Source organism: Microbacterium sp. AC215 (assembly GCF_979258645.1).
Window position 1 is genome coordinate 1,904,426 of record NZ_OZ409869.1, and the last position, 12,657, is coordinate 1,917,082.

At 69.8% G+C, this 12,657-nt stretch carries 12 protein-coding genes; 4 read left to right on the forward strand and 8 right to left on the reverse strand.

The window, feature by feature from the left end:
* Positions 1-80 precede the first annotated feature (80 nt).
* Positions 81-296 carry a hypervirulence associated TUDOR domain-containing protein gene (locus tag ACZZZF_RS09275; protein WP_072590630.1) on the reverse strand — a complete coding sequence of 72 codons (216 nt, stop codon included), beginning with the start codon at positions 294-296 and terminating at the stop codon, positions 81-83.
* A 99-nt stretch (positions 297-395) separates the two neighbouring features.
* On the opposite strand from ACZZZF_RS09275, the gene ACZZZF_RS09280 reads away from it, so the two are divergent.
* Both ACZZZF_RS09280 and ACZZZF_RS09285 read left to right on the forward strand, forming a co-directional pair.
* Positions 396-1,274, forward strand: coding sequence for a phosphoribosylaminoimidazolesuccinocarboxamide synthase (locus tag ACZZZF_RS09280; RefSeq protein ID WP_056276492.1), 879 nt, complete (start codon positions 396-398; stop codon positions 1,272-1,274).
* Positions 1,275-1,498: 224 nt separating this feature from the next.
* Entirely contained in the window at positions 1,499-2,854 is a 1,356-nt protein-coding gene (locus tag ACZZZF_RS09285) for a uracil-xanthine permease family protein (RefSeq protein ID WP_056276489.1), read from the forward strand.
* Between the two features lie 81 nt (positions 2,855-2,935).
* On the opposite strand, the gene ACZZZF_RS09290 is transcribed toward ACZZZF_RS09285, so the two are convergent.
* The 5 genes from ACZZZF_RS09290 to ACZZZF_RS09310 are packed head-to-tail and all read right to left on the reverse strand — an operon-like array spanning position 2,936 to position 9,082.
* Positions 2,936-4,648 carry an acetyl/propionyl/methylcrotonyl-CoA carboxylase subunit alpha gene (locus tag ACZZZF_RS09290; protein ID WP_463498064.1) on the reverse strand — a complete coding sequence of 571 codons (1,713 nt, stop codon included), beginning with the start codon at positions 4,646-4,648 and terminating at the stop codon, positions 2,936-2,938.
* Positions 4,645-6,234 carry a 5-oxoprolinase subunit B/C family protein gene (locus ACZZZF_RS09295; RefSeq protein ID WP_463498066.1) on the reverse strand — a complete coding sequence of 530 codons (1,590 nt, stop codon included), beginning with the start codon at positions 6,232-6,234 and terminating at the stop codon, positions 4,645-4,647. The genes ACZZZF_RS09290 and ACZZZF_RS09295 overlap by 4 nt, the downstream gene beginning before the upstream one ends.
* Positions 6,234-7,034, reverse strand: a complete 801-nt coding sequence (locus ACZZZF_RS09300; protein WP_463498068.1) for a putative hydro-lyase — start codon at positions 7,032-7,034, stop codon at positions 6,234-6,236. Before ACZZZF_RS09300 ends, ACZZZF_RS09295 begins: the two co-directional genes overlap by 1 nt.
* A gap of 1 nt (position 7,035) precedes the next feature.
* Positions 7,036-7,800 (reverse strand): LamB/YcsF family protein, encoded by a 765-nt coding sequence (locus tag ACZZZF_RS09305; RefSeq protein ID WP_400340017.1) that lies wholly within the window; start codon positions 7,798-7,800, stop codon positions 7,036-7,038.
* 4 nt (positions 7,801-7,804) lie between these two features.
* The gene (locus ACZZZF_RS09310) at positions 7,805-9,082 is read right to left on the reverse strand and encodes an NRAMP family divalent metal transporter (protein ID WP_053098595.1); all 1,278 of its coding nucleotides are present in this window, start codon (positions 9,080-9,082) and stop codon (positions 7,805-7,807) included.
* Between the two features lie 174 nt (positions 9,083-9,256).
* On the opposite strand from ACZZZF_RS09310, the gene ACZZZF_RS09315 reads away from it, so the two are divergent.
* Positions 9,257-9,913, forward strand: a complete 657-nt coding sequence (locus ACZZZF_RS09315) for a GntR family transcriptional regulator (protein ID WP_053098594.1) — start codon at positions 9,257-9,259, stop codon at positions 9,911-9,913.
* A 34-nt stretch (positions 9,914-9,947) separates the two neighbouring features.
* Here ACZZZF_RS09315 and ACZZZF_RS09320 read toward each other — a convergent pair whose 3' ends face one another.
* Positions 9,948-10,613, reverse strand: coding sequence for a TetR/AcrR family transcriptional regulator (locus ACZZZF_RS09320; RefSeq protein WP_082297963.1), 666 nt, complete (start codon positions 10,611-10,613; stop codon positions 9,948-9,950).
* Positions 10,614-10,729: 116 nt separating this feature from the next.
* On the opposite strand from ACZZZF_RS09320, the gene ACZZZF_RS09325 reads away from it, so the two are divergent.
* Positions 10,730-11,533, forward strand: a complete 804-nt coding sequence (locus tag ACZZZF_RS09325; RefSeq protein ID WP_072590624.1) for a DUF1266 domain-containing protein — start codon at positions 10,730-10,732, stop codon at positions 11,531-11,533.
* A gap of 97 nt (positions 11,534-11,630) precedes the next feature.
* Here ACZZZF_RS09325 and ACZZZF_RS09330 read toward each other — a convergent pair whose 3' ends face one another.
* Positions 11,631-12,626, reverse strand: coding sequence for a LacI family DNA-binding transcriptional regulator (locus ACZZZF_RS09330; protein ID WP_056276469.1), 996 nt, complete (start codon positions 12,624-12,626; stop codon positions 11,631-11,633).
* Positions 12,627-12,657: the final 31 nt, after the last annotated feature.

Genomic DNA, 12,657 nt, shown 5'->3' on the forward strand with positions numbered 1-12,657 from the left:
CCCCAGATGGTTCTGCTTGAAATAGTCCATGTGGACTATACGCCTGGCACGCGTCATCGACAAGACGGTGCCCGCGAGCATCAGCTGCTCAGCTTGCGCAGAGCCGATCCCTTGTGCGCCGCGGTGTCGCCGCTCTTCTCCGACTTCACGATGTAGGCGGGATCATCGTCGGAGGCGGTGAAGCTCTGCCCGGCGAACCGGAAGTCCTTCGTCCGCTTCTCCTCGACGGTGCCGTGCGTGCGCCCCTGCGACGTGTTCCAGCTCACCCGGTCCCCCGTGGAGAGATCCTTCGTCATGACTCCTCCGTTCGTCTTCCGTCGAGCCTCGCCGATGCATCGGAGGTCGCACCAGGGCTTGACACGACACCGGCGACGTCGACCCGGGATAATGGGCGGGTGAGCACACCTTCGGACAGCAACGCGCAGACCATCCCCGGCTGGCGCCACATCTACTCGGGCAAGGTCCGTGACCTGTACGCCTCGGACGACGCCGCCGACACCCGCATCCTCGTGGTCGCGTCCGATCGCGTGAGCGCGTTCGACTTCGTGCTCTCGCCCGGCATCCCCGAGAAGGGCGCGCTGCTCACGCGTCTCAGCCGCTGGTGGTTCAGCGAGCTCGACGATGTGCCCAACCACCTCGCCGAGGGTGAGATCCCCGCGAGCGTCGCCGACCGCGCCATGCTCGCGCAGTCGCTGGAGATGCTGCCGGTCGAATGCGTCGTGCGCGGCTACATCACCGGATCCGGATGGGCCGAGTACACCGAGAGCGGCACCGTCTGCGGCATCCCCCTGCCCGCCGGCCTGCAGAACGGCGACCGCCTGCCCGAACCGCTGTTCACCCCGGCCTACAAGGCGCCGATGGGCGAGCACGACGAGAACATCACCTTCGAGCAGACCGTCGAGCTCGTCGGAGCCGAGCGCGCGGCCGAGCTGCGCGACGTCTCGATCTCGCTCTACACACGCGCCGCCGCGATCGCCGAGGAGAAGGGCCTGATCCTCGCCGACACCAAGTTCGAGTTCGGGACGGATGCCGACGGCGTCCTGCACCTGGCCGACGAGGTGCTCACGAGCGACTCGTCCCGGTACTGGGATGCCGAGGCCTGGCGCACCGGAACCACGCCGAGCGAGCGCATGGCGAGCTTCGACAAGCAGATCGTGCGCGACTGGCTGGCCGCGAACTGGGACAAGCAGGGTGAACCGCCCGTGCTGCCCGACGACATCGTCGAGCGCACCGCCGCCCGGTATCGCGAGCTCATCGAGCGCCTCGGGGCCTGAGGCCCGGTACCGCCCCCGTCCCTCACTCCATTTCCCACTCGCTGCTAAGGAGATCTCACCCAGCGAAGGGGCGATCTGCGGATGCGGCCCTTCATCGCGCGAGTTCTCCTTCGTAGCGCGCGGCGACCCCGCCGCTCCCTCCGTCCCCCGCGCACCCAGCCAACACTCAGGAATCGGTAGTGTTGCTCCAGCACTCCCACTCCCCCCGATCCTGAGGAGCCCGCATGCCCCTGTGGAAGACCCACGGAAACGGACGCACCGTCGAACCCGGTGCCGTCGTCAAGCCCGAAGAGCGCCTGAACTGGCCGGCCACGATCGCGATCGGCGCCCAGCACGTCGTCGCCATGTTCGGAGCCACGTTCCTGGTGCCGACGCTGACCGGCTTCCCGGTCTCGACGACGCTGCTGTTCAGCGGCCTCGGCACCCTGATCTTCCTGCTGATCACGAAGAACCAGCTGCCCAGCTACCTCGGCTCGTCGTTCGCGTTCATCGCGCCGATCACCGCCGCGGTCGCAGCCGGCGGAACCGGATCCGCCCTCGCGGGCGTGGTCGCGGTCGGCATCCTGCTCACGGTCGTCGGCCTGGTCGTGCAGTTCGCCGGCCTCCGCTGGGTCGACGCTCTGATGCCCCCGGTGGTCGCCGGCGCGATCGTCGCCCTGATCGGCTTCAACCTCGCCCCCACCGCGTGGAACAACTTCCGGATCGACCCCGTGACCGCGACCATCACGCTCGTCGCGATCATCCTGTTCGCGGTGCTGTTCCGCGGATTCCTCGGACGCATCTCGATCTTCCTCGGCGTCGCCGTCGGCTTCATCTACGCCGCCTTCACGGGCTCGTTCGAGGTCCCCAACGCGCTGCGCGGAGGCAAGACGCCGGCGGAGCTCATCGCCGACGCCCCCTGGGTCGGTCTGCCCGAGTTCCAGCTTCCCGACTTCGTCGCTCCCGGCACCTGGTCGACCATCGCGATGTTCCTGCCGGTCGTCCTGGTGCTCGTCGCTGAGAACGTCGGGCACGTGCGCGGCGTCGCGACGATGACCGAAGACCCCGCGATCAACAAGCACACCGGTCGCGCGCTGATCGCCGACGGGGTCGCCACGACCATCGCCGGTGGTTTCGGCGGTTCGGGCACGACGACGTACGGCGAGAACATCGGCGTCATGGCCGCGACCCGCGTCTACTCGACCGCCGTCTACTGGGTCGCCGGTCTCTTCGCGATCCTGCTGGCGTTCTCCCCGAAGGTCGGCGAGGTCTTCAACTCGATCCCCGCCGGTGTGCTCGGCGGTGCGACCACCGCGCTCTACGGTCTCATCGGCATCATCGGCATCAAGATCTGGGTCGACAGCAAGGTCGACTTCTCACGACCGGTCAACCAGTACACCGCGGCCGTCTCGCTCGTGATCGGCGTCGCCGGCTTCTCGATGCAGCTCGGCGACTTCGCCTTCGGCGGCATCGTGCTCGGCACGGTCGCGGCTCTGCTGATCTACCACGTGGGCAACCTCATCGCCCGCGCCCGCAAGACCGGCGCCGACGACCCTCGCCCCCTCGAGGCCGTGGGGCCGCTGGGCGGAGACCCCGCGTAATCACGCTCGACTCGCGAACGCGAAGATCCCGGATGCCGCTGCGGCGGCATCCGGGATCTCTGGGTCAGGGCGCGGTAGCTCTCAGGCGATGACGGCGAGCACCGCGTCGGGCGCGACCGAGGCCGAGAGCTCCACGCGGTGCGACAGCGTGCCGGCACGATGGGCGGTGACCGTGGTCTCCATCTTCATGGCGTCGAGCACCGCGATCGGATCGCCCTCGGCGACGCTCGCCCCGTCGTCTGCGAGCCACCGCACGAGCGTTCCCGGTGCCGGAGCACGCAGCTCGGTCGGATCGGATGCGGGCGGCGCACCTCCGGCATCCGCCAGGCCGCCGAGCCCCGTGAGCAGCGCCATCGGGAGCCCGAGCACGACACGGCGCCCGTCGATCTCGACGGGGAAGCGCTGGAGAGCGGCGTCCGGTGCGGGGGCGGGACGCAGTTGCGGCTCGAGGCGCGGCAGCAGGGTGCTCTCGATCCACTGGGTGTGCACCGCGAAGGTCTCAGTGGCGAACGCCTCGTCGTCGAGCGCCAGCAGATCGAACGGGATGACCGTGGCCGGCCCCTCGACGACCAGCTCGCGCAGCGCCCGACGCGCCCGCACGAGGGCCGCGTCGCGGTTGTCGGCATGCACGACGAGCTTCGCGATCATCGAGTCGAAGGCGGGCTGAACGACGTCGCCCGCCTCGATGCCGCTGTCCCAGCGCACACCGGGTCCGCCGGGGATCCGCAGGGACTCGACACGACCGGGGCTGGGCAGGAATCCGCGACCCGGATCTTCGGCGTTGATGCGGAACTCGAAGGCGTGCCCGGTCGGCACGGGCGTCTCGGTGAACGAGATCCCCTCGCCGAAGGCGATGCGGAACTGCTCGCGCACGAGATCCGTGCCGGTGACCTCTTCGGTGACGGGGTGCTCCACCTGGAGTCGGGTGTTCACCTCGAGGAAGGAGATCGTGCCGTCGGCCGCGAGGAGGAACTCCACGGTTCCTGCGCCGCGGTACTGCACCTCGGCGCAGATCGCCCTGGCCGCGTCGTGGAACCGCGTGCGCTGATCCCTCGACAGGCCCGGCGCGGGTGCCTCTTCGATGAGCTTCTGGTTGCGTCGCTGCATCGAGCAGTCTCGATCGCCGACGACCACGACGCCGCCGAGTCCGTCACCGAGCACCTGGACCTCGATGTGGCGCGGGCTCTCGAGGAAGCGCTCGACGAAGCACTCCCCCCGCCCGAAGGCGGCGATGGCCTCGCGCGTCGCGGCCTCGAAGGCATCCGCGACCTCCGACAGCTCATGCACCACCTTCAGCCCTCGGCCGCCTCCGCCGAACGCCGCCTTGATCGCGATCGGAAGCCCGTGCTCCTCGGCGAAGGCCACGGCCTCCTCGGGGCCGGCAAGCGGCTGATCGGTGCCGGCGGCCAGGGGGGCCCCGACGCGCTGCGCGATCCGGCGCGCGGTCATCTTGTCGCCGAGCGCATCGATGCTGTCGGGCGACGGGCCGATCCAGATGAGGCCCGCACCCTCGACGGCCCGCGCGAACTCCGCGCTCTCCGAGAGGAATCCGTAGCCCGGGTGCACGGCATCCGCACCGCTCGTGCCGGCCGCGTCCAGCAGCGCATCGATCGAGAGATAGGTCGTCGCAGCGGTGTCTCCCCCCAGTCCGACAGCCTCATCGGCGAGCCGCACGTGCAGCGCATCGGCATCCTGGTCGGCGTAGACCGCGATCGACGTGTACCCGGCTTCGGCGCAGGCGCGGATGACGCGCACGGCGATCTCTCCGCGATTCGCGATCAGCACCTTGGTCATGAGGTCTCCTTGACGATGAAACGGATGCGCACGCCGGGCGGCAGCTGCGCGGCGAGGTCGAGACTGCGATCGGTGAGGGCGCCGACGATCGGATACCCGCCGGTGAGCGGGTGATCCGGGAGGAACAGCACGGGCTGACCGTCAGGCGGCACCTGGATCGCCCCGGTGACCGCTCCTTCGCTGGGCAGCTCGCCCCCGACGGAGCGCGCGAGGGGCCTGTCGCCCTCGAGCCGGATGCCGACGCGGTCCGACCGCGGGGTCACGGTCCACTCCTGGCCGGCGAGCGTCGAGAGCGCTGCGGGGGTGAACCAGTCGTCCCGAGGGCCGAGGGTGATCTCGAGGTCGACGACGTCACCGGATGCCGGCAGTGTGCGCGGGGTGACATCGGGCTCGACGGGATGCCGTGCGGAATCGCCTATGCGCAGCACGTCTCCGGCAGCCAGCGGATCGGGCCCGAGCCCGGCGAGGGTGTCGCTCGCGCGGCTGTCGAGCGCCGTGTCGACGGCCACTCCGCCACGGACCGCGATGACGTAGCGCAGCCCGCTGGTCGGATGCCCCAGCGTGAGCTCGTCGCCCTCGACGGTGGCGAAGGGCGCGCCATGGGCGATGCGACGCGCCACACCGTCCGCGTCGATCAGGTCGAGCGTCCCGACAGCGCCCGTGACAGCGGCGACCCCGGCGCCCCGGAATCGCAGCACGGCACCGCCGACGCTCTCGAGCACCGCCGCGCCGCTCGCATTGCCCACTGCGCGGTTCGCCTCGCGCATGGCGCGGCGATCGGCGACACCGGACGCTGAGACGCCGAGCGCCGCGAATCCCGGACGACCGGCATCCTGCACCAGCAGCTGCATCGACGGACGCACGACCTCGACGGCCGGGGACGCCGGAGAACCCGGGTCCGTCGCGCTCGCGGCGGCGTCTCGCTCGGTGACGCGCCGCGCGTCGGCACGATCGTCTGCGTTGTCCGACATCACGGCCTGCGCCCGCACCTGCTCGAACCGCACCGTCGTGCCGGGCGACAGCAGCGCAGGAGGGTCGCGATCGATGTCCCACATCAGGGCATCCGTGCGTCCGATGAGCTGCCATCCGCCGGGGCTCTCGCGCGGGTACACGCCGGTGAACTGGCCGGCGAGGGCCACGGATCCGGCCGGCACACGGGTGCGGGGCGACGAACGGCGGGGCACATCGAACAGCGGATCACTGCTCACCACATACCCGAAGCCGGGGGCGAAGCCCGAGAAGGCGACCGTCCACTCGGCGGCGAGGTGGCGGTTCACGAGCTCGGATGCCGAGACACCCAGCAGGGATGCCGCCTCGTCGAGGTCCTCTCCGTCGTACCGCACCGGAACGGTGACCTCACCGGTGGCCGGCAGATGAGCGCTGTCGATCTCGGTCGCGGCGAGCGCGCGGGCGAGATCGGCGGCCGACACCGCCAGCGGATCGAACCGCACGAGCACCGTGCGAGCGCCGGGGATGCGCTCGACCACGCCGTGCACGCCGTCCCACGCGAGGTTCAGACGCATCGCCTCGTCGAGGTCGGCCGCCTCGACGAGAAGCGCGTGGTCGGATGCCGTGAGGATGCGCATCAGACCAGGTACTCCGCATCGGGGACATCGGTGATGAACATGTAGCCGGGCGCGTGGGTGATGGCGAACGGCGGCTTCGAGGCCATGATGGCGGCCTGCGGCGTGACGCCGCACGCCCAGAACACCGGCACCTCGCCCTCGCGCACCTCAGGGGCATCGCCGAAGTCGGGGCGGGCGAGGTCTGCGATGCCGAGCGATACGGGGTCGCCGATGTGCACCGGGGCTCCGTGCACGGCGGGGGTGCGGCCGGAGATCTGCACGGCATCGGCCACGCGGTGCGCGGGGATCGGTCGCATCGACACGACCATCTCGCCGCTCAGCCTGCCCGCGGGGGTGCAGGGCACTGCGGTGCGGTACATCGGCACGTTGCGTCCGAGTTCCTGATGGCGGATCGGGATGCCCGCCTGCACGAGCCCGGACTCGAACGTGAAGCTGCATCCGATCAGGAACGAGACGAGGTCGGGTTGCTCCTCCCACGCCTCGGTCGCATCGGAGACCTCGTCGACCAGTTCGCCGTCGCGCCAGACGCGGTACCGGCCGATGTCCGTGCGGATGTCGCTGCCCGGGGCGAGCCGCGATTCCACCTCGCCCTGTTCGATGACCTCGAGCACGGGGCACGGCTTCGGGTTGCGCTGCGCGAAGAGCAGCGTCTCGAAGGCCCAGTCCGCGGGCACCGAGATGAGGTTCGCCTGCGTCAGTCCGACGGCGACGCCGCTGGTCGGCGCGGCGTGCCCCGCCCGGATGGCGGCTCGCGCTGCCCGCGCGGCGGCGAGCTGGTCGGGGGTGGCGAGAACGGTCATCTCAGACTCCCGCGAACGGTGCGATCGTGATGCCGGCGTCCTGCAGCATCCGCTTGGTCTCGGCGGCCATGGCCACCGAGCCGGGGCTGTCGCCGTGCACGCAGATCGACTGCGCGCTGACGGGCACGTCGGTGCCGTCGATCGCGCGGATCACTCCTTCGCCGGCGAGGCGCACCATGCGCTCGGCGACCGCGACGGGGTCGTGCAGCACCGAGCCCGCCTCGGTTCGTGAGACGAGCTGGCCGTCGGGCTGATACGCCCGATCGGCGAAGGCCTCGGCCGCGATCTGCAGGCCCGCACGCTCGGCGACGTCGAGCACGACGCCTCCGGCCAGACCCAGCAGCACGAGGTTCGGGTCGATCGCGCGGATCGCCGCCACCACGTCCTTCGACTGCCGCTCGTCGCGGGCGATCGTGTTGTAGAGCGCTCCGTGCGGCTTGACGTAGGCGACCGTGCCACCGACGGCTGCGGCAAGACCGATCAGGGCACCGAGCTGGTACTCGACGTGCGCCTGCAGGGTGGCCGAGTCGATCTCGACCTTCGTGCGGCCGAAGTTCTCGTAGTCGCGGTAGCCGGGGTGCGCGCCGATCACGACGCCTCCGGCCACGGCGCTCTCGAGAGTCGATCGGATGCCCTCGGGGCTGCCCGCGTGGAACCCGCACGCCACGTTCGCGCTCGTCACGAGGCGCAGCATGCTTCCATCGTCGCTGACCACCCGGTCGGGGACGTTCTCGCCGAGGTCGGAGTTCAGGTCGATCGATGTCATGGGGTCACGCTCCGATTCCGAGGAAGGCGAAGATGGGGCCGACCGAGACGATGCCCATGTACCAGGTCAGCAGCGTCACGAGCGTGCCGGCGATGAGCAGCCACAGCGGGTACTTCTTCGAGCCGAGCAGGTCACGGCGGAACCAGCCGATGTACATGAACACCGTGAGGCCGATGGGGAGGATGAGCCCGTTGAAGCCGCCGACGAAGACGAGGATCGCGGCCGGCGCCGTGCCGATCGAGAGGTAGACGATCAGCGACACGACGATGAAGGCGACGGTGGCCAGCTGCAGCGGCCACCCGCCCCGGAGCTTCTTCGTGAAGGTGGAGAGGAAGGTCGCTGACGTGTATGCCGCGCCGATCACCGAGCTGATCGCGGCGGCCCAGAAGATCGCGCCGAAGATGCGGAGTCCCGCGTCGCCGAGCACGGCGCCGAAGGCCTGTCCCGCGGGGTTCGCGGCCTGGCTCGACAGGTCGAGCGAGACGCCCGAGGCGACCACGCCGAGGATCGCGAGGAACAGCACGTAGCGCATGATGCCGGTGACGAGGATGCCGTTCGCCGCGGCGCGCATCACAGGACCCGCCTGCTCGGGACCGGTGTGACCCGAGTCGAGGTAGCGGTGGGCACCCGAGTAGGTGATGTATCCGCCGACCGTTCCGCCGACAATCGTGGTGATCGTGGCGAAGTTGAGCTCGTCCGGCGCGAACGTCTGGCGCAGCGCCTCGCCGATGGGCGGCTGGGCGATCACCGCGACGATCACGGTCATCACGATCATGCCGATGCCGAGCACGACGAGCACGATGTCCATCACCGGACCGGCCTTCTTGATGAGGAAGATGATGATCGCGAGAGCGGCGGTCAGCGCTCCGCCGAGCTTGGGATCGATGCCGAGCAGCGCGTTCATGCCCAGGCCGCCACCCGCGATGTTGCCGATGTTGAACGCGAGGCCGCCGATGACGACGAGCACGGCGATCACGTGCCCGGAGAACGGGATGGCCCTGTTGGCGAGTTCCCCGGCGCGCATGCCGGAGGAGGTGATCATGCGCCACACGTTCAGCTGCACGGCGATGTCGACGAGGATCGAGACGAGGATCGCGAACGCGAAGGCCGCCCCCATCGTCGCGGTGAAGGTGGCCGTCTGGGTGATGAACCCGGGACCGATGGCGCTGGTGGCCATCAGGAAGATGGCGCCGATCACGGCGCTGCGGCCGGCGCGTCTCTTGGCGGCGGAGAGCCGGACTTCGTCTTCGGCGGACAGCGGGGCTGCGGTGTTCTCTGACATTGCGGGGGGATTCCCATCGTCGTTGGTGGGTGTCGAGTGACACCCAGTGTAGAACGGATCGAGCAATATTGTTCAACAACTTTGTTTCCGCTGTGCTACGGCGGAGTTGCATTCGCGTGATGGCGGAGATGCTTCCTCGAACGATCCGCTCAGGCCGCCGCCTACGATGAAGGCATGAACCAGCAGGGCATGCTCGCCGATGCGCTCCGACAGCAGATCATCGACGGCGCGTTCGCACCCGGTTCCCGACTGTCGGAATCGGCCATCGCGGAGCACTTCGGCGTGGCACGCAACACGCTGCGCGAGGCGTTCCGCGCCCTCTCCGAGCAGGGTCTGCTCGAGCACGTGCCGCACCGGGGCGTCTCCGTCGCCTCGCCGTCGATCGCCGACGTGATCGACATCTATCGCGCACGTCGCATCATCGAGTGCACCGCGCTCCTGCACTCCGAGCCGGAGCATCCGGCGGTCCAGCAGATGCAGGAGGCCGTGCTCGCCGCCGAGGCCGCGGCGCACGACGCACTCCTCGACGACGCCGAGACGTGGCGCGCGGTGGGCAGCGCCAACATGGCGTTCCATGTCGCCCTGGTGTCGCTCGCGGACAGCCCCCGTCTGGCCCGCACCTACCGTGACCTCGCGGCAGAGCTGAGACTCGCGTTCCTGAAGATCGACGATCCTCGCTCGCTGCACGAGCCGTTCGTGCGCAAGAACCGCGCGGTGCTCGACACCTTCCTCGCCCGCGGTGCGGCGGCCGGTGCGGCCGAGCTCGAGCGCTACCTCGTGCAGTCCGAGCGCGTGGTGCTCGGGGCCTTCGCCCGGATGCAGCTGGGCTGACGCCGTCCGCGATGGAGGGTCGGCCGCAGCTCGGTCACTCCTCGTCGCGCAGAGCCCCCGCCGCCCTGGTCCTCGCGTCCGGATCCCGGGGCGCGAGTTGCAGCGGAAGCGGCGCCTCGGGCTCGGGCAGGCCGTAGAGACGCCGCACCCAGCGTCGGGCGTCTTCGAGCGGGTAGGTGTCGCCGTAGACGGCGTACTTCATGAAGACGCCCTCGAGGGTGGTGCGCAGCATGATCTCCTCGAGCGGAGGATCGGCGGCACCCCTCTCGCGGAAGATCTCGCGGACGGCGTTCTCCGATGCGATCGCCTGCTCGGCGAACCGGGTCTCGGCCTCGGCGAACATGCGGTGGGTGCTGGGTTGCTGCTGCATCGCGAACACCGCTCGCTGCACCGGGAGGGCGAAACCGGTGGCGGCGAGAGCACCGTCGATGATCCCGGCGAGCCGGACGTCGGCGGGCCCCTCGACCTGCGGGATCGCGAAGAGCGCCTCGTACCAGCGGTCGATCACGGCGGCCACGAGCTGGTCCTTGCCGCCGAAGTGGTAGCTCACGAGTCCCTGCGCGACCCCGGCGCGGCGGGTGATCTCGGCGATGCTCGCGCCGGAGACCCCACGTTCGGCGAACAGGATGATGGCCGATTCGAGAATGGCTTCGCGGGCGCGCTCCCGCGCGGCCCGGTTGTGTTCGTCTGAACGTGCCATCGGTGTCCCGCTCCCCAGCATCGGACGACTTCGGATTTCCCCCCGGAGGCTATATATTAGCGACTGAATAGCTGTTCAAGCTATGAGCGGCCCCAGGCCCCACCCTCAGGAGTGTGATGAGCCCGACATCATGGTTCACGCGTCCCCAGAGGCTCGCGCCATCCGAGCGGTTCTCCACCACCGACACCGAGGCGAACGAGATCGCGCTGGGCCTGCTGCAGATCAGCTCCCTCCCGTCCGGGCCCTGGAACGACCCGACGGCCCCCTCTCTGGGACCTGACGACAGGGCGCTCGTCGCCGAGACGTGGGGCATCCGCTCCCGTGACGACTGGCTCGGCATGATCGACCATCTCAGCACCGTGCGACGTCGACGTCAGGCCTGGATGCTCCGTCTGGCTGTCCGCAACGACCTGGACACCGCCCTCGGGCGTGTGCCGACCACGCGGGAGTGGCTCGCGGGGATCGTCGCCGAAGGCGGAGATGCGCGCGACGCGTTGCCGTTCGTGGCCGGCATCGAGCGCATCGAGCGCGAGGTGCGCAGACGAGTCGGAAAAGATGTCGTGACGCCCGATGTCTATGTGCGCACTCTCGACGCGTATGCGCTCGGTCAGGCCGTGGCGATGACGACGTGGGGTGTCGCGCTCGGATACGCCGACGTCGCAGAGGCCCGCCGCATCATCCACCGGATCAACGTCGACACCCGCCCGTCGTTCGTGTCATGGGTCGATTTCGGCCTGAGCTACATCGCCGGACGGGTCATGCACTGGAGCGACGGGAACCTCGACGCGGAGTCGTTCGAGAAGTACGGCGAGGTGTGGACGGATTTCGCGACGGCAGTGATGCCCAAGCGCAACGGCCCGTGGGCGACGCTGTCGTGGCCCGCGACGATCGATCAGCGGTCACGGGACCGGATCGGCTGATCGCCCGAAGACCCACGGATGCGGACCGACCTGGAGGGGCGTATGGTCCGCATCCGTGTTCTTCGGTCGCACCCGTTCGATCCCGGCCCGCGCGAGGTCACGACGAGGCGCGCACCACCAGTTCGGTCGGCAGGATCGTCGTGTGCGCCGGGTCGCGCCCGGCCAGGCGCGAGAGCAGCACTCCGGCCATGGCCTCCCCCTGCGCGTACATGGGCTGCCGCATGGTGGTCAGCGGCGGGTCGGTGCTCAGCGCGACCGACGAGTCGTCGAACCCGACGAGCGCCACGTCCTCGGGAACACGGATGCCGGCCGAGCGCAGCGCCGTGAGCGCGCCACGGGCCATGAGGTCGCTGGCGACGAAGATCGCATCCGGACGCCCCGCCGCGAGGATGCGGCGCGCGGCATCCGCTCCGCTGGCTTCGCTGTAGTCACCGGCCTCCTCGGCGAACGGCGAGAGCCCTGCATCGGCCAGTGCCCCGCGGAAGCCCTGCACACGGTCGACGGAGGAGACCATCGTGATGGGCCCCGAGATCGTGGCGATCCGCGTGCGACCGGTCTCGATCAGGTGCTGGGTGGCGGTGCGGGCGCCGGCGACGTTGTCGACGTCGACCACGTAGTCGCCCTCGCGGATGCGCACCGGCCTGCCGCCCCAGACCACGGGCACGGCATCGGCGACCCGGTCGATGAACGCGTCGCTCGTGTGGTGCGAGACGATGAGCGCGCCGTCCACACCGCCGTTGCGCACGAAGCTCGTCATCTTGTCGCCGGGGTCGTCGCTCGCGATCAGCAGGTTGAGCAGGTAGTCCGAGCCCCGGAGCGCCCCCGTGATGCCCGCGACGATCGCCGCGAAGAAGGGATCTCCGAAGAACCGCGTGGTGTCCTCGGGCACGATCAGGGCGATCGCGTGGGTCTGTCGGGACGCGAGTGAGCGAGCCGCGCGGTTGGGCACGTAGCTGAGCTCCTCGATGGCCCGCTTCACCGACTCGAGGGCTTCAGGACTCACCGCCGTCGACCCGTTGACGACGCGTGACACCGTCGATCGTGAGACTCCGGCGGCCGATGCCACCTCTTCGATGGTCGCTCGTGACGACACGACTCTCCCTCCGTCCGGCGGCGAGGCCGGA

Bases quoted from the DNA above. Each gene is read 5' to 3' on its own strand.
- ACZZZF_RS09275 (WP_072590630.1), bottom strand. From the start codon at position 296: ATGACGAAGGATCTCTCCACGGGGGACCGGGTGAGCTGGAACACGTCG.
- ACZZZF_RS09285 (WP_056276489.1), top strand. From the start codon at position 1,499: ATGCCCCTGTGGAAGACCCACGGAAACGGACGCACCGTCGAACCCGGT.
- ACZZZF_RS09290 (WP_463498064.1), bottom strand. From the start codon at position 4,648: ATGACCAAGGTGCTGATCGCGAATCGCGGAGAGATCGCCGTGCGCGTC.
- ACZZZF_RS09295 (WP_463498066.1), bottom strand. From the start codon at position 6,234: ATGCGCATCCTCACGGCATCCGACCACGCGCTTCTCGTCGAGGCGGCC.
- ACZZZF_RS09300 (WP_463498068.1), bottom strand. From the start codon at position 7,034: ATGACCGTTCTCGCCACCCCCGACCAGCTCGCCGCCGCGCGGGCAGCG.
- ACZZZF_RS09305 (WP_400340017.1), bottom strand. From the start codon at position 7,800: ATGACATCGATCGACCTGAACTCCGACCTCGGCGAGAACGTCCCCGAC.
- ACZZZF_RS09310 (WP_053098595.1), bottom strand. From the start codon at position 9,082: ATGTCAGAGAACACCGCAGCCCCGCTGTCCGCCGAAGACGAAGTCCGG.
- ACZZZF_RS09315 (WP_053098594.1), top strand. From the start codon at position 9,257: ATGAACCAGCAGGGCATGCTCGCCGATGCGCTCCGACAGCAGATCATC.
- ACZZZF_RS09320 (WP_082297963.1), bottom strand. From the start codon at position 10,613: ATGGCACGTTCAGACGAACACAACCGGGCCGCGCGGGAGCGCGCCCGC.
- ACZZZF_RS09325 (WP_072590624.1), top strand. From the start codon at position 10,730: ATGAGCCCGACATCATGGTTCACGCGTCCCCAGAGGCTCGCGCCATCC.